Below are 15,505 nucleotides of genomic sequence, written 5' to 3'. Positions count from 1 at the left end.
CGATGGATCTCCGCTTTACGCCGGAAGAGATCGCGTTCCGCGACGAGGTCCGGAGCTTCTGCCGCGAAGAAATCCCGGCGGAGATCCGGAAAAAGGTCTCGGAGGGGCGCAGCCTCTCGAAGGAGGACTACGTCACGAGCCAGCGGATCCTCAACGCCAAGGGCTGGGCGGTGCCGCACTGGCCGCAGGAATGGGGCGGCCGGGATTGGACCCCGATCCAGCGCTACATCTACACCGAGGAGCTGTTCCAGGCGGCGGTGCCGCTACCCCAGCAGTTCAACTGCTACATGTTCGGCCCGGTGCTGGCGACCTTCGGGCGGCAGGACCAGAAGGCGCGCTTCCTGCCGCGCGCCGCCAACCTCGACGACTGGTGGTGCCAGGGCTTCTCCGAGCCCGGCGCCGGCTCGGACCTCGCCTCGCTGAAGACCAAGGCGGTGCGCGACGGCGACCACTACGTCGTGGACGGCCAGAAGACCTGGACCACGCTCGGCCAGCACGCCGACTGGATCTTCTGCCTGGTGCGCACCGATTTCGAGGCCAAGAAGCAGCGCGGCATCTCCTTCCTGCTCATCGACATGACGACGCCCGGGATCACCGTGCGGCCGATCCTGACACTGGAGGGGCGGCACGAGGTCAACGAGGTCTTCTTCGACGCCGTGCGCGTGCCCGTGGAGAACCTCGTCGGCGAGGAGAATCGGGGCTGGGACTACGCGAAATTCCTGCTCGCCAACGAGCGCACCGGCATCGCCCGGATCGGGCTGACCAAGGAGCGGATCGCCCGGATCAAGCGGCTGGCCCGCGAGATGCCGGCCGGGCCCGGCACGATGTGGGACGATCCCGCCTTCCGCGCCCGCGTCGCGGAGGTCGAGGTCGAGCTGAAGGCCCTGGAGATCACCCAGATGCGGGTGGCCGCCAAGCAGGGAAGGGCGGATTCGGTGGAGCCGGACCCCGCCTCCTCGCTCCTCAAGATCCGCGGCTCGCAGCTCCAGCAGGCGGCGACAGAATTGCTGGTGGAGCTCGCCGGGCCCTTCGCCCTGGCGGCGCCCGCGCGCGGGGCCGGGGCCAACAACCTGCCCGGCGGCTTCGACTGGGTCGACGCGGCGGCGCCGAGCTACTTCAACAACCGCAAGGTCTCGATCTACGGCGGCTCGAACGAGATCCAGCACAACGTCATCGCCAAGGGCATCCTGGGGTTGTGAGCGGTCGCCTCGACCCGTCCTCCCCCTCATCCTGAGGTGCCGGGCGCCTCCGACGACATCCGCGAGGGAACACCATGGATTTCGACCTGAACGAGGACCAGTCACTCCTGCGCGACAGCGTCGAGCGGCTGGCCGCCGACCTCTACCCGTCGCTGGAGAGCCGGCAGGCGCGCCTCAAGGCGCCTCTCGGCTTCCCCGAGGACGGCTGGGCGGCCTTCGCGGAACTCGGCGTCGCCGGCCTGCCCTTCTCCGAGGACGAGGGCGGCCTCGGCGGCGGCCCGGTCGAGACCATGCTGGTCATGGAGGCGGTGGGCCGCAACCTCGTGGTCGAGCCCCTGCTCGCGAGCCTCGTGCTGGGCTCGACGGCCCTGCGGCTCGGCGGCAGCGCCGCGCAGCGGGAGCGCCTCGTCCCGGGACTCGTCGCCGGCGACCTCCGCCTGACCCTCGCCCACACCGAGCGCCAGTCCCGCTACGACCTCGCCGACGTGGCGACGACAGCCCGTCGCAGCGGCGACGGCTACGTGCTGAGCGGGGCGAAGAGCGTCGTGCCCAATGCCGACGCGGCCGGCCTGATGGTGGTCTCGGCCCGCGTCTCGGGCGAGCGGCGCGCCCCGAGCGGGATCGGCCTGTTCCTCGTCCCGACCGACGCCCCCGGCGTCGCCATCGAGGCCTACCCGACCCAGGACGGCGGCCGGGCCGCCGAGGTGTCCTTCTCAGACGTGACGCTCCCGGCCGACGCCGCGCTCGGCGACCCGGAGGGCGGCCTGCCGCTCCTGGAGCGGGTGGTGGAGCACGGGATCGCGGCGCTCGCCGCCGAGGCGGTCGGCTCCATGGACGCGCTCCACAAGCTCACGGTGGAGTACCTCAAGACCCGCAAGCAGTTCGGCGTCAGCGTCGGCTCGTTCCAGGCGCTGCAGCACCGCGCCGTCGACATGCTGATCCAGCTGGAGCAGGCCCGCTCCATGGCGCTCTACGCCGCCATGATGGTGGACACACCCGAGCCGCGCGCGCGGGCGGCGGCCCTGTCGGCCGTGAAGGTGCAGATCAACAAGGCCTGCCGCTACGTCGGCCAGGAGGCGGTGCAGCTCCACGGCGGCATCGGCATGACGCTCGAGTATATCGGCGCCCACCACTTCAAGCGGCTCGCCATGATCGAGTACCAGCTCGGCGACACCGTCCACCACCTGCGCCGGATCACGCAGGACGAGAACGGCCTGCTGGCGGCGTAGTTCGCCTCAGGCGCTGGCACCGTCCCTGCGGGCGGAGCGGAGCGATCCGGTGGCGCCGCGCGCGAACGTGTCGCGCTGCCCCGGGCCGCCTCGCTCCGCGCGCGATGACGGAGCGGTCAGTTGAACAGCGTGCCGACACCGCCCTGCACGCGGCCGAGGCCGGCCCGCGCGACGGTGTTGTTGGGGTCGATCGTCGAGGCGCGCTGGTAGTTCTCCATCGCCTCCTTGCGCTGGCCCTGCTTCTCGTAGGCGAGGCCCCGATAGGCCCAGGACGTGGCGTCCTTGGCGTTCACGTTGAGCGCGGCGTTGTAGTCCTCGATCGCCTTCGCGTACTGGTTGGTCGCGATCAGGCTCTGGCCGCGGGCCGCGTAGGGCGCGGCCACGAACGGGTCGCGGTCGATGGCGGCGTCGAAATCGGCGATCGCCTGGGTGTCCTGGCCCTGCTTCTGCTTCACGAGGCCGCGGGCATGGTACGCCTGCGCGGATTCGGGACTCAGGCGGATCGCGACGTTGAGGTCGTTCAGCGCCTGGTCGAGGTTGCCCTGCGCGCGCTCGACATTGGCCCGGCCGATATAGGCCGGCCCGTAATTCGGATCGATCCCGATCGCCTTGGAGAAGTCCTGCAGCGCCGGGCCGTCGCGGCCGATCTGGCGGTTCGCCAGGGCGCGGTTGTTGTAGGCGGAGGCGGAGTTCGGATCGAGCTGGATCGCCTTGGTGAAGTCGCCGATGGCGTCGTTGAACTGGCCGGCGCGGGCGTAGGCGGCGCCGCGGGTGTTGTAGGCCGCCGCGTCGTTCGGGTTGCGCTGCACGACCTCGGTCAGGGAGGCGATGTTGACGTTCGTGGCGCCGGTCGTGTCCTTCTCCAGGACCGCGTATTGCCGCGGACCGGCCGCGCTGCCGACGGTCTCGCAGCCCGCGAGGCCGGCAGCCGAGACCAAGGCCGCGCCGATCAGTGCCGTCTTCCGTCCCAGCCGGTTGCGTACGTTCATTGCCCCACTCTCCCCGAGGCGTCGCCCGCTCCGCGCGCGCCCGCCCCGCCCCTCACAGTCCAAGAGCCCGCGCCGAGCGCCGGGCACGCCCGAGTTCGGGGCACCGTCGCGCATCACGGTGAAGGCCGGCTTAAGAAGCGCCGCGTCGTGATCCGGCCCCCGCCGGTCCCGGCGGGACCGAAGCGGTGCGGGCGGGGTCGAGCGGCAGCATTCGGAACCGACCACACTGTCGTGGAAGCGGCGGGATGTGGCGAAGGTATGGCTCGACCGTTCCGCGGGGCCGCGGACGGCCCTCCGGCGATCACGCGGCGACGCGGGTGTGCCCTCGAAGCCTCAGGATCCGGTCGGACCCGGCCCGAGGCGCGTGACGTGGCCCATCTTGCGGCCGGGGCGCGCCTCGCCCTTGCCGTACAGGTGCAGGTGGGCGCCGGGCTCGGCCAGCAGGGCGTGCCAGTCGTCCGCCTGGGCGCCGATCAGGTTGCGCATCTCGACGGGCAGGCCGCCGACCCGGCCCGCATCGCCCAGCGGCCAGCCGCAGACGGCGCGGACGTGCTGGGCGAACTGCGAGGTCAGCGCGCCCTCGCTGGTCCAGTGGCCGGAATTGTGCACCCGGGGCGCGATCTCGTTGACCACGAGCCGCTCCGCCCCGTCCTCGCGGACGAGGAACATCTCGACGGCGAGCACGCCGACATAGTCGAGGGCGTCGGCGATCCGCCGAGCGATCTCGACGGCGGCGCGGCCCGTCTCGGCGGACACGCCGGGCGCCGGCACCCGGGTCAGCGCGAGGATGTGGTCGCGGTGCTCGTTCTCGCAGAGGTCGTAGGCCGCGAAGCTGCCGTCGCGCCCGCGCGCGCTCACCACCGAGACCTCGCGCTCGAACGGCACGAAGCCCTCCAGGATCAGCGGCGCGCCGCCGAACTCGGCGAACAGGGCGTTGCGGTCGCCTTCGGCCCGCTCGCGGAGCATGCGCTGCCCCTTGCCGTCGTAGCCGAAGCGGCGGGTCTTGAGCACGGCCGGCAGGCCGATCACCTCGATCGCCCGGTCGAGGTCGTCGGGCGTGTCCACCGCCCGGAACGGCGCCGTCGGAATGCCCAGGCCGTTGATGAACTCCTTCTCGGAGAGCCGGTCCTGCGTGGTCGAGAGCGCGCGCGCGTTCGGGTGCAGGACGGCGTGCCGGGCGAGGACGTCGGCGGTGGCGTGCGGGATGTTCTCGAACTCGTAGGTCACGACGTCGACGCCGCGGGCGAAATCCGCCAGCGCCGCGGCGTCGTCGTAGGCCGCGCAGGTGGTCCGGGCGGCCACGTCGAAGGCGGGGCTGTCCGCGTCGGGCGCGTAGACATGCGCCTTGAGGCCGTAATCGGCCGCCGCGAGCGCGATCATGCGCCCGAGCTGGCCCCCACCGACGATGCCGAGGATGGAGCCGGGGCCGAGGATCTTGTCCGTCACGCGTTCTCTTCCGTCACCGGCCGTTCGGCCACCGAGGCGCTCTGGGCCGCGCGCCACGCCTCCAGGCGCTCCGCCAGGTCCGGATCGGTCAGCGCCAGGACGGCGGCGGCGAGCAGGGCCGCGTTCACCGCCCCGGCCCGGCCGATCGCCAGGGTCCCCACCGGGATGCCCGCCGGCATCTGGACGATGGAGAGCAGGCTGTCCTGGCCGGAGAGGGCCTTCGACTCCACCGGCACGCCGAAGACCGGCAGGCGGGTCATCGCGGCCGCCATGCCGGGCAGGTGCGCGGCGCCGCCCGCACCGGCGATCACCACCTTGAGGCCGGCCGCGACCGCGCCCTTGGCGAAGGCGACGAGCCGGTCCGGCGTGCGGTGGGCCGACACGATGCGCGCGTCGTAGGGTACGCCGAGCGCGTCGAGCGTCTCGGCGGCATGACGCATGGTCGCCCAGTCGGACTGGCTGCCCATGATGATCGCGACCGGAGGAGGCGACGCCATCGTTGATCCCGGCAAAAGAGGGCGCTTACAGGCGGCGCGGGCCCGCGGCAAGGCGGGGCCGGAGGGCGTCCACCGGCATCAGGCGATGATGTCCGGCGTGAGCGCGTCCTCGATGTGATAGATGCGGTCGCGCAGCGTGAGCTTGCGCTTCTTCAGGCGCTGGATCTGGAGCTGGTCCCCGGCGACGCTGCGCTCCAGCGCCTCGATGGCGCTGTCGAGATCCCGGTGCTCCTCGCGCAGCCGCGCCAGTTCGCCCAGGAGGTCCGACTGCGCACCCTCACCCGCCTCGTCCGCCATCGTCACCTGAGAACCCGAAGACCGTTCGTCGCCCGAGAGCATGCGTCACGCTCCGGCGCCGGACAAGGCGGCGCGGTAAGCAATCATCAGACTTAGCAGCAGAAAACGCTTCGACAGGTCCGGCATCCTGTGCCAATCTCGTTGTGTCGAAACGATGACAGGAGATTCGACTCATGTCGCTGCAGACGCATCTGAACCAACTCGCCCGGAAGCACGAAGCCCTCGAGCGCGAGATTCAGGAAGCGATCCACAGACCTTCGGCGAACGACCTCCACATCGCCGAGCTGAAGCGACGGAAACTCCTCCTCAAGGACGAGATCAACAAGCTTCAGGCGGGCAACGACACGTTGCACTGACGCCTGAGACGTCCAATCCGATAGCGAATTCACGCTGACGACCGCCGCATCGGGAGCCCCGGTGCGGCGGTTTTCTCATGGGGGGCACCGAGCCGCGGCCGTCACGCCCGTGGCCACTCCCTCCCGTGGCCACTCCCGTGCGCGCGAGAATGGGCTACTCTGCGACCCGCCGCCGGAGAGCGGTCCGCGAGGAAACGCCCAACCGATGACGAGAGCCAGCCTGCCGGGCCGCTACCCGGAAATCTACGAATCGGCCTGCCGCGACCCCGAGGCGTTCTGGCTCGGCGCGGCGCGGGCCCTCGACTGGGCGCGGGCGCCGGAGCGGGCCTTCGCGCCGGATTCCGGCCCCTACGGACGCTGGTTCCCGGACGGCACCCTGAACGCCTGCCACAACGCGGTCGACCGCCACGCGGACGGGGGCCGGGCGGATCAGGTGGCGATCCGCTACGACTCGCCCGTGACCGGGACCAAGCGCAGCATCACCTACCGGGCGCTGCGCGACGAGGTGGCGGTGCTGGCCGCCGTGCTGGCCGACCTCGGCGTCGGCAAGGGCGACCGGGTGATCCTGTACATGCCGATGGTGCCCGAGGCGCTGTTCGGCATGCTGGCCTGCGCCCGGCTCGGCGCGGTCCACTCGGTGGTGTTCGGCGGCTTCGCGGCCAACGAGCTGGCGGTGCGGATCGAGGACGCGGCGCCGAAGGTGGTGCTCGCCGCCTCCTGCGGGATCGAGCCGAACCGCGTGGTCGCCTACAAGCCGCTCCTCGACGCGGCGATCGCGGCCTCGCGGCACAAGCCGGAGGCCTGCCTGATCCTCCAGCGCCCGCAAGGGCCCGCGACCCTCGTCGCGGACCGGGATCGCGACTGGGGTGAGACCGTCGCGGCCGCCCGGGCGGCGGGGCGGAGCGCGGCGTGCGTGCCGGTCGCCGCCACCGACCCGCTCTACGTCCTCTACACCTCCGGCACGACCGGGAAGCCGAAGGGCGTGGTCCGCGATACCGGTGGCTACCTCGTCGCCCTGGCCTGGTCGATGCCGAACCTCTACGGCGTCCAGCCCGGCGAGACCTACTTCTGCGCCTCCGACATCGGCTGGGTCGTCGGTCATTCCTACATCGTCTACGCGCCGCTCCTGCACGGCTGCACCACGGTCCTCTACGAGGGAAAACCTGTCGGCACGCCCGATGCCGGCGCCTTCTGGCGGGTGGTCGCCGAGTACGGGGTGGTCTGCCTGTTCACCGCGCCCACGGCCCTGCGGGCGATCAAGAAGGAGGATTCGAAGGGCGCCCGGATCTCCGATCACGACCTCTCGGCCTTCCGCAGCCTGTTCCTGGCGGGCGAGCGCGCCGATCCCGACTCGGTCGCCTGGGCCGAGCGCGTGCTGGGCCGACCGGTGGTCGACCATTGGTGGCAGACCGAGACCGGCTGGCCGATCGCCGGCAACCCGATGGGCCTCGGCCTCCTGCCGGTGAAGCACGGCAGCACCTGCGTGCCGATGCCGGGCTACCGGGTCGAAGTCCTGGACGAGGGCGGGAAGCCGGTTCCGGCGGGGACCATGGGCACGATCGCGATCCGCCTGCCCCTGCCGCCCGGCTGCCTGCCGACCCTCTGGGGCTCGGACGACCGGATGCGGTCGAGCTACCTCGCCACCTTCCCGGGCTACTACGACACGTCGGATGCCGGGGTGATCGACGCCGACGGCTACATCACGGTCCTGGGACGGACCGACGACATCATCAACGTCGCGGGCCACCGGCTGTCCACCGGCGGCATGGAGGCGGTGCTGGCGAGCCACCCGGACGTGGCGGAATGCGCGGTCATCGGCATCCGCGACGCGCTGAAGGGGGAGGTGCCCTGCGGGTTCGTGGTGCTGAAGGCCGGCGTCGCCCGGCCGACCGAGACGATCGAGCGGGAACTCGTCGCCAAGGTGCGGGACGAGATCGGCCCGGTGGCGGCCTTCAAGCTGGCGCTGACCGTGCCGCGGCTGCCCAAGACCCGGTCGGGGAAGATCCTGCGGGCCACGATGAAGCGCATCGCCGATCACGAGCCGTGGACGATGCCGGCGACGATCGACGACGCGGCGGCCCTCGACGAGATCGGCGACAGCCTGAAGGACCGGGGGATCGGCGCGGACCGGTAGGGTGCCGGACCGCGCCGCTTGCGCGTTGACGGGCGATCGCGGCCCGCCTCAATCCGCCTCAATCCGCGTCAGCGCCGTCGTCGTCGGTGTCGATATCGACCGTCGGCGCCGGCTGCGTCAGGGCGGGCGCGTAGGTCCCCGCGGTCGGACCCGTCGTGACCGAGGCCGGGACGCGCCGGGCGTTCGGCTCGGACGGGATCAGCGTCGCGGTCGCGGCCACGAGGCCGGCGAGGGACCGGACATCCTGCGGCTGCCGCGGATCGCGCGAGATCAGCGTCGCCTCCTGTTGCAGGCGGAGATTGCAGGCCTCCGAAGGCAGGCCGCCGTTCGGCGTACAGGCGTCGTGGCGGGCGCAGGCGGCATCAAGGGCGTCGATCGGCGGGAGCGGCGCGTTGTTGCCCGGTCCGCAGTAATTCCCGTGGATCAGCATCTTGGGGCCGCCGAAGGCGGCAGGCTGGGCCTGGGCGGTGCCCGCGAGGGCGGCGCAGCCGGCGGCCAGGGCGAGCGGGACGGCGAGTCTGGTGAGCATCATCTGGACCTCGGGCGATCTCGCCCCCTCAGGCGGTTCGCGTCGATTGCCGCGATGCGGCGACAGGCCAGGAAACGGGCGGCCATATCCGCAAGTTCCCGCAACGCCCGCCCGCAGAGGTGCTCTGCCGCACCGCACTGGCCGCCGCGCCCGTCCTGGGCCAGAGTGAACCCTCCACCAGGAGTTGCCGATGACCGCTCGCCTGTTCGAACCGCTGACACTCGACGCGCTCACGCTCGAGAACCGCATCCTCGTCGCGCCGATGTGCCAGTACTCGGCGCGAGACGGCGAGGCGACCGACTGGCACATGATGCATCTCGGCCAGCTCGCCATGTCGGGGGCCGGCCTGCTGACCCTGGAGGCCACCGCGGTCTCCCCGGAGGCGCGGATCACCGCCTGGGATCTCGGCCTCTACAACGACGGCTGCGAGCGAGCGCTGGGCCGGGTGCTCGACGCCGTGCGCGAGTACGCGCCGATCCCGGTCTGCATCCAGATCGCCCATGCCGGGCGCAAGGCGTCCAGCGAGGCCCCCTGGGCCGGCGGCCAGCAGATCGCGCCGGAGCACGCCTACGGCTGGCGCACCGAGGCGCCCTCGGCGGTCGCGCACGGGGAGGGCGAGGTCCCGCCCCACGCCCTCGACGCCGCCGACCTGAAGCGCGTCCGCGACCAGTTCGTGGCCACCGCCAAGCGGGCCGTGCGCCTCGGTATCGAGGCCGTCGAGCTGCACGGCGCCCACGGCTACCTGCTGCACCAGTTCCTGTCGCCGATCGCCAACAAGCGGACAGATGAATACGGCGGCAGCCTCGCCAACCGCATGCGCTTCCCCCTGGAGGTCTACGACGCGGTGCGGGATGTCGTCCCCGCCGGCAGCCCGGTCTGGCTGCGGGTCTCGGCCACCGACTGGGTCGAGGACGGCTGGGATCTCGACGAGACGGTGGAGCTGGCCCAGGCCCTCAAGCGGGCCGGATCGCCGGCGCTCCACGTCTCCACCGGCGGCGTCTCGCCCAAGCAGGCGATCAGGCTCGGGCCGGGCTATCAGGTGCCCTACGCGGAGCGGATCAAGGCCGAGACGGGCCTCACCACCATCGCGGTCGGGCTGATCACCGAGGCCCGGCAGGCGGAGACGATCCTGCAGGAGGGCCGGGCGGACGCGATCTCGCTCGCCCGGGCGATGCTGTACGATCCGCGCTGGCCCTGGCACGCCGCCGCCGAGCTCGGCGCCCGGGTGCGCGCCCCCAAGCAGTACTGGCGCTCGCAGCCGCGGGAGTACAAGGACCTGTTCAAGGACACGGCCTTCGGCCAGCGCTGAGGGCGGCCCTCACCGCGGCAGCGCGCCGACCAGCGGCCCGAGAGGGCGGCTGATGTCGGTGCGGCCGAGGTTCGGCGCGTAGAGGCTGGAGACCGAGCCGTCGAGGAACAGGGCGTTCCGGCAGCCGAGATCGTCGCGGAACAGCCGCGCGAAGGCGCCGAAGGTCACCGGGCGCTCGGAGATCGCGAAGATCGCCACGTGCCCGTCGCCGGGCACGCCGACGCCGTTGCGGATCTTCTGGCTCGGCCCGTCGGCGGCGATCTTCGGGTGGATCTGGCCGTCGATCACCAGCATCGGCCCGGACTGCGTGGCGAAATCCGGCCGGATCTTCGCCCGCAGGAAGCGGGGCGTGTCGACCACCCCGGCGCGCTCACCCTTCAGCCAGAAGATCCCGTTGGGCTTCAGGTGGAAATTGCCCGGCCCGTCCGCCGTGGAGACGCGCTTCAGCTCGTGCCCGTTCTCGACGTAGAGGCCGACCGGCGCCTGGTCCTTGTCGTACATGCCGGCGTTCATCGCGAAGGCGAGGCGACCGCCCTGCTTCTCGGCGAGGGTGCCGAGGGCGCCGTAGGGCTTGCCGTCGTCCTGGAGCCAGAACAGCCGCAGCCGCTGCTTCCGGAGGTCGATGGTGCAGACCGTGAAGGTCTCACCCTGCGCCTCGACCGCCCGACAGGGCTCCGTCGCGGCCGGGGCGGCCGCCCGGGCCGGCGCCGCGAGGGCGAGCAGCATGATCAAGAGGGCGTGAGCCGGGCGCAGCATCATCATTCGTTCCAGGCAGCTCGGGGACGGCGAGTCGGGGACGGCGAAGCTCGTTCGGGCCGCCCTTCGCCCTGGAAAGCGGCGAATTTCGTGTCCGAGCCGCGCCCGGATGGGTCCGGACGCGGCCGGGTGCGTCTCGCGACCGCGCGCCGCGGCCGGGGCTGGACCGTTTTACCGGTTCGAGCGTTCTTAGCCGCAGAGGGCGTGTTTCCACGGAGATGACGTGATGAAGGGTGCAGTGCTCGGCTCGGCCCTGCTGGCGGCGGGTGCTCTGGCCTTGGCGCCGGCCAGCGCGGACGCGCGCGGCTTCGGCGGCGGCGGCTTCCATGGCGGCGGTTTCGGCGGCGGCTTCCACGGTGGCGGGTTCGGCGGCGGCTTCCGCGGCGGCGGCTTCGGCGGGTTCCGCAACGGCGGCTTCGGCGGCGGCTTCCGGGGCGTCGGCTTCCGTCCGGGCGGCTTCGGCTACGGCCGCGGCTTCTACGGCCGGGGCTACGGCTGGCGCGGCGGTTACGGCTACCGCGGCGGGTACGGCTACGGGCTCGGCGGCCTGGGCCTCGGTGTCGGGCTCGGCCTCGCGGCCGGTGGTCTCTACGGCGGCTACGGCTACCCGGGTTACGGCTACGGTTACGGCGGCGGCTACGCCCCCGTCGGCTACGGGTACGGCGGAGATTACGGCTACGGCGGCGGCTGTTACACGGTCCCGCGGGTGCGCTGGACTCCCTACGGCTACCGCCGGGTTCTGGTCGAGCGCTGCTACTGAGCCTCGATCGAGCGTGAAAAGAACGGGACAGGCCGCCTCCGGGCGGCCTTTTCCTTTCCGGTTGCTTGCGTGATCCGCCGCATCGTTGGACAGCTCTGCCCGGGACGCTGATACTGGTATCGGGCGGCGGGAGGCGGTGATGAGTTCAGCAACCGGGCAGGGGCCCACGGGCGTGGACGCGGTCGAGATCCGCGACGCCAGCCTCACCGCCTTCTACCGATCGATGACGCCGCCGGAGCGGCACACCTTCTGGGCGTGCGCCGCCGGCTGGTGCCTCGACGGCATGGACTTCATGATCTACCCGCTGGTGATCGGCACGATCATGGCGCTGTGGCACGTCGATGCCGGCACGGCCGGGCTCGCCGCCACGGTGACGCTGCTGGCCTCGGCGCTCGGCGGCTGGCTCGCGGGCTTCGTCGCCGACCGCATCGGCCGGGTGCTGACGCTGCAGATCACGATCCTCTGGTTCTCGCTGTTCTCCCTCCTCTGCGCCTTCGTGCAGAACTTCGAGCAGCTGCTCATTGCGCGGGCGCTGCTCGGCCTCGGCTTCGGCGGCGAGTGGGCGGCCGGCGCCGTGCTGATCGGCGAGACGATCCGGGCCGAGTATCGCGGCCGGGCGGTGGGCTCGGTCCAGTCCGGCTGGGCGATCGGCTGGGGCCTCGCGGTCCTGTCGCAGGCGGTGCTGTTCTCGCTTCTGCCGCCCGAGACCGCGTGGCGCTGGATGTTCGCGGTGGGCGCGCTGCCGGCGCTGCTGGTGTTCTACCTGCGCCGCTACGTGAAGGAGCCGGAGGTCGCCGCCGAATCCCGTGCCCGGGCCGCCGCCACGGGCGACCGGCCGCAGATCTGGGAGATCTTCTCCGGTCCGATCCTCAAGACCACCCTGCTCGCCTCCCTGGCGGCGGCGGGCTGCCAGGGCGGCTACTACGCGATCACCACCTGGGTGCCGCGCTTCCTGACCACCGAGCGCCACCTGTCGATCGTGTCCTCCACCGGCTACCTCGCGGCCCTGATCATCGGCTCGTTCACCGGCTACCTCGTGGGCGCGTGGCTCGCCGACCGGCTCGGCCGGCGGCCCCTCTTCCTGATCTTCTCGCTGGGCGCCATCGCGGTGATCGTCGCCTACACGCAGATCCCGCTCTCGAACGGCGTGCTCTGGGTGCTGGGCTTCCCGCTGGGCTTCTTCGCCTCCGGCTACTTCTCCGGCATGGGCGCCTTCCTGACCGAACTGTACCCGACCCGCCTGCGCGGCTCGGGGCAGGGGTTCTGCTACAATTTCGGCCGCGGCATCGGCGCCCTGTTCCCGGCGCTGGTCGGCTACCTCGCGGAGCGCGCCGGTCTCGCCTCGGCCATCGCGATCTTCGCGGCCGTCGCCTACGGGATTTTCTTCCTGGCGGCCTTCGCGCTGCCCGAGACGCGCGGCAAGGTCCTGCACGCGGATTCCTGATCATGCCCGAGATCCGAGACTGCCCCGCCCCGGACCCGCATCCGGAAGGCCCGACCCGCTACGCCGTGCCGGAGGGCGCGGTCGACACGCACGCCCACGTCATCGGCCTACCGCCGGACTATCCCCTGGTGGCGGACCGCAGCTACACGCCCCCGGCGGCGCCGGCCGAGCGGTATCTGGCGATGCTCGACGGGACCGGCATGGCCAACGGCGTGCTGATCCAGGTCAGCGTGCACGGCACCGACAACCGGCTGATGGTCGAGACGCTGCGCGCCCACCGGCAGCGCCTGCGCGGCGTCGCCGTGATCCCGCTCGGCCTGCCCGACGCGGAGCTCGCCGCGCTGAAGGAGGCCGGCGTGGTCGGCCTGCGCCTCAACGTCCTGTTCGGCGGCGGGGTCGGGCTCGACGCGGTCGAGTCCTACGGGGCGCTCGCCCGCGAGATGGGCTGGCACCTCCAGTTCCTGCTCGATGCCCGCGAGCTGCCGCCGATCGCCGGCCGCCTGTCGCGGCTGCCCGTGCCGCTGGTCTTCGACCATATGGGCCACATGCCGACCTCGGCGGGCGTGGACCATCCGGGGTTCCGGGCGCTGCTCGGCCTCGTCGCCGACGGCAACTGGGTGAAGCTCTCGGGCGCCTTCCGGGATTCCGTGACCGGGCCCCCCTACGCCGACACGATCCCCTTCGCCCGGGCGCTCAACGACGCCGCGCCGGAACGCTGCCTCTGGGGCTCGGACTGGCCGCACGTGGCCGCCTGGGACGGGCCGCCGCGGACGCGGGAACTCCTCGACCTGATGGCCGACTGGGTGCCGGACGCGGACAGGCGCCGGATGGTGTTCGTCGACAACCCGCGGCGGCTCTACGGCTTCGGGTAGGGCGGACTGGGCGGCGGCGGGCGCGCGGCGCCCCCGTCAGACCCGCAGGTCGACGCTCAGCCCCTGCCCGGGAGGGGCCGGCGGGCCGGCGCTCGCCGCCTGGGCCGCGCTGTCCGCCACGAGCCCGGCGACCGCCTTGTCGGCCGAGAGCTGCTGCTTGGCGACGGCGATGCCGATCTGCTGGTTCTGGGACGAACCCAGCATCTGGACGGCGGCTGCGGCGATCGAATCCATGGCGGGATCCTAGACGGCCGGCCTGAATCCGGGGTTACCCGGATCCGACGCCTTTGACCGGTCGCGCTCACCCGTCCAGGAAGCCCCGCTGCCGCGCCCGGTAGCCGCTGATCGCCGTGACGCACAGGAACGACACGCCGGCCAGCGCCGTGCCGAACACCGCGATCGGCCACCAATGGCCCTGGAAGCGCTCGGCCAGCACGGTGCCTACGATCGGGGTGAGGCCGCCGGCGAGCGCGCCGCAGAACTGGTAGGCGATGGAGATCGCCGTGTAGCGCACCCGCGTCGGGAAGGCGCCCGCGAGGTAGCCGGCGATCACCGCGTAGAAGGTCCCGGTGCCGATGACGTTGAGGGCGAGACCCAGCACGATCAGCGGCACCGACTTGGTCTCGACGAGCCAGAACAGCGGGTAGGGGGCCAGCATCGCCCAGACCAGCGTCCCCTGCAGGAACAACCGCTCGTTGCGGATCAGCTCCGCGATCCGGGCGCCCACCGGGGTCATCACCAGCTGCACCACGGCGCCGATCAGCAGGGCGTCGAGGATCGTTGCGCGCTCGATGCCGAGATACTGCGTAGTGAACGCGATCATGAAGGTGTTGAACAGGTAGACCGAGGCGATCGCGAAGGTGTTGGCGCCCGCCGCCAGCAGCACCGGCTTCAGGCTGGTCGTCAGGACCTCGCGCACGGGCGCCGCCGGGGGACCGCCCGCGGCGCGGGCCTTCTCGAAGGCCGGCGATTCCGCGACGCCGAGGCGGATCGCCAGTCCCACGAACAGCAGCAGGATGCTCACCAGGAACGGCACACGCCAGCCCCAGGTCAGGAAGCTCTCCTTGTCGAGGAGGCCCGCGAGCCGGAAGGCCAGCAGCGACAGGATCTGCCCGGCCGGGCTGCCGAGCTGCGCGAAGGAGGCGAAGAAGGTGTTGCGCCCGGCCGGCGCGTGCTCGGCGGCCATCAGCACCGCGCCGCCCCACTCGCCGCCGACCGCGAGCCCCTGGATCAGCCGCAGGACGACCAGCATCACCGGCGCCCAGAGGCCGACCGACGCGTAGGTCGGCAGCAGGCCGATACACGAGGTGGCGATGCCCATCATCACGAGCGTCGCCACCAGGGCGCGCTTGCGCCCGAACCGGTCGCCGAGATGGCCGAAAATCAGGCCGCCGAGTGGTCGTGCGAGGAAGCCGACCGCGAAGGTGCCGAAGGCCGAGAGCGTCGCGATGTAGGGCGATTCCGCCGTGAAGAAGAGCGGCCCGAACACCAGGGCCGCCGCCGTGCCGTAGATGAAGAAATCGTACCACTCGATCGTGGTGCCCACGAAGGCCGCGAGCGCCGCGCGCGCCGACTGGTTCTGTCCGGGCCCGGCGGCCGGGCTTGCGGTCGTGACGGCCATCGATCCTCGCGCGGCATTATGAATTCAAACGCCGCCCTGCATGCGCCAGTCTGCCGGCCGACCGCAA

General features: G+C 71.9%; 16 protein-coding genes. 8 read left to right on the top strand and 8 right to left on the bottom strand.

Going from position 1 to position 15,505, the window contains the following annotated elements:
• Positions 1–2: 2 nt before the first annotated feature.
• Complete coding sequence (locus ABIC30_RS12255; RefSeq protein ID WP_354455215.1) at positions 3–1,199, top strand: acyl-CoA dehydrogenase family protein; 1,197 nt, start codon at positions 3–5, stop codon at positions 1,197–1,199.
• Between the two features lie 74 nt (positions 1,200–1,273).
• Positions 1,274–2,428, top strand: a complete 1,155-nt coding sequence (locus ABIC30_RS12250) for an acyl-CoA dehydrogenase family protein (RefSeq protein WP_354455213.1) — start codon at positions 1,274–1,276, stop codon at positions 2,426–2,428.
• A 116-nt stretch (positions 2,429–2,544) separates the two neighbouring features.
• Here the strand turns inward: ABIC30_RS12250 and ABIC30_RS12245 are convergent, their stop codons facing one another.
• The 4 genes from ABIC30_RS12245 to ABIC30_RS12230 all read right to left on the bottom strand — a co-directional run bounded on the left by ABIC30_RS12245 (position 2,545) and on the right by ABIC30_RS12230 (position 5,699).
• Positions 2,545–3,417, bottom strand: a complete 873-nt coding sequence (locus tag ABIC30_RS12245) for a tetratricopeptide repeat protein (RefSeq protein ID WP_020092402.1) — start codon at positions 3,415–3,417, stop codon at positions 2,545–2,547.
• A 333-nt stretch (positions 3,418–3,750) separates the two neighbouring features.
• Positions 3,751–4,863 carry a 5-(carboxyamino)imidazole ribonucleotide synthase gene (locus tag ABIC30_RS12240; protein WP_354455211.1) on the bottom strand — a complete coding sequence of 371 codons (1,113 nt, stop codon included), beginning with the start codon at positions 4,861–4,863 and terminating at the stop codon, positions 3,751–3,753.
• A complete protein-coding gene (purE, locus tag ABIC30_RS12235) occupies positions 4,860–5,360 on the bottom strand; it encodes a 5-(carboxyamino)imidazole ribonucleotide mutase (RefSeq protein ID WP_020092404.1) in 501 nt (166 codons plus the stop codon). The genes ABIC30_RS12240 and purE overlap by 4 nt, the downstream gene beginning before the upstream one ends.
• Positions 5,361–5,438: 78 nt before the next feature.
• Complete coding sequence (locus tag ABIC30_RS12230) at positions 5,439–5,699, bottom strand: YdcH family protein (protein ID WP_081636461.1); 261 nt, start codon at positions 5,697–5,699, stop codon at positions 5,439–5,441.
• A 131-nt stretch (positions 5,700–5,830) separates the two neighbouring features.
• Between ABIC30_RS12230 and ABIC30_RS12225 the strand changes: the two genes are divergently transcribed.
• Positions 5,831–6,013 (top strand): YdcH family protein, encoded by a 183-nt coding sequence (locus ABIC30_RS12225; protein WP_012318068.1) that lies wholly within the window; start codon positions 5,831–5,833, stop codon positions 6,011–6,013.
• A 205-nt stretch (positions 6,014–6,218) separates the two neighbouring features.
• Entirely contained in the window at positions 6,219–8,147 is a 1,929-nt protein-coding gene (locus tag ABIC30_RS12220; RefSeq protein WP_354455208.1) for a propionyl-CoA synthetase, read from the top strand.
• Between the two features lie 58 nt (positions 8,148–8,205).
• Here the strand turns inward: ABIC30_RS12220 and ABIC30_RS12215 are convergent, their stop codons facing one another.
• Positions 8,206–8,679, bottom strand: coding sequence for a phospholipase A2 family protein (locus ABIC30_RS12215; RefSeq protein ID WP_020092407.1), 474 nt, complete (start codon positions 8,677–8,679; stop codon positions 8,206–8,208).
• Between the two features lie 187 nt (positions 8,680–8,866).
• Between ABIC30_RS12215 and ABIC30_RS12210 the strand changes: the two genes are divergently transcribed.
• On the top strand, positions 8,867–9,985 hold the full coding sequence (locus ABIC30_RS12210; RefSeq protein ID WP_091927251.1) for an NADH:flavin oxidoreductase/NADH oxidase: 1,119 nt from the start codon (positions 8,867–8,869) through the stop codon (positions 9,983–9,985).
• Between the two features lie 9 nt (positions 9,986–9,994).
• Here the strand turns inward: ABIC30_RS12210 and ABIC30_RS12205 are convergent, their stop codons facing one another.
• Complete coding sequence (locus ABIC30_RS12205) at positions 9,995–10,711, bottom strand: phosphodiester glycosidase family protein (protein WP_354455307.1); 717 nt, start codon at positions 10,709–10,711, stop codon at positions 9,995–9,997.
• 256 nt (positions 10,712–10,967) lie between these two features.
• Here ABIC30_RS12205 and ABIC30_RS12200 point away from each other — a divergent pair, with 256 nt between their 5' ends.
• The 3 genes from ABIC30_RS12200 to ABIC30_RS12190 all read left to right on the top strand — a co-directional run bounded on the left by ABIC30_RS12200 (position 10,968) and on the right by ABIC30_RS12190 (position 13,817).
• On the top strand, positions 10,968–11,501 hold the full coding sequence (locus tag ABIC30_RS12200) for a hypothetical protein (protein WP_091927252.1): 534 nt from the start codon (positions 10,968–10,970) through the stop codon (positions 11,499–11,501).
• A gap of 139 nt (positions 11,502–11,640) precedes the next feature.
• Positions 11,641–12,945, top strand: coding sequence for an MFS transporter (locus tag ABIC30_RS12195; protein ID WP_026604804.1), 1,305 nt, complete (start codon positions 11,641–11,643; stop codon positions 12,943–12,945).
• Positions 12,946–12,947: 2 nt separating this feature from the next.
• On the top strand, positions 12,948–13,817 hold the full coding sequence (locus tag ABIC30_RS12190; protein WP_354455206.1) for an amidohydrolase family protein: 870 nt from the start codon (positions 12,948–12,950) through the stop codon (positions 13,815–13,817).
• 36 nt (positions 13,818–13,853) lie between these two features.
• On the opposite strand, the gene ABIC30_RS12185 is transcribed toward ABIC30_RS12190, so the two are convergent.
• Together ABIC30_RS12185 and ABIC30_RS12180 are read right to left on the bottom strand one after the other, a co-directional pair.
• A complete protein-coding gene (locus ABIC30_RS12185; protein WP_354455204.1) occupies positions 13,854–14,051 on the bottom strand; it encodes a hypothetical protein in 198 nt (65 codons plus the stop codon).
• 67 nt (positions 14,052–14,118) lie between these two features.
• On the bottom strand, positions 14,119–15,438 hold the full coding sequence (locus ABIC30_RS12180; RefSeq protein ID WP_354455202.1) for an MFS transporter: 1,320 nt from the start codon (positions 15,436–15,438) through the stop codon (positions 14,119–14,121).
• Positions 15,439–15,505: the final 67 nt, after the last annotated feature.

It is taken from the genome of Methylobacterium sp. 1030, assembly GCF_040544715.1.
Taxonomy (GTDB): domain Bacteria; phylum Pseudomonadota; class Alphaproteobacteria; order Rhizobiales; family Beijerinckiaceae; genus Methylobacterium.
This window is presented reverse-complemented; position numbering and strand designations above follow the sequence as displayed.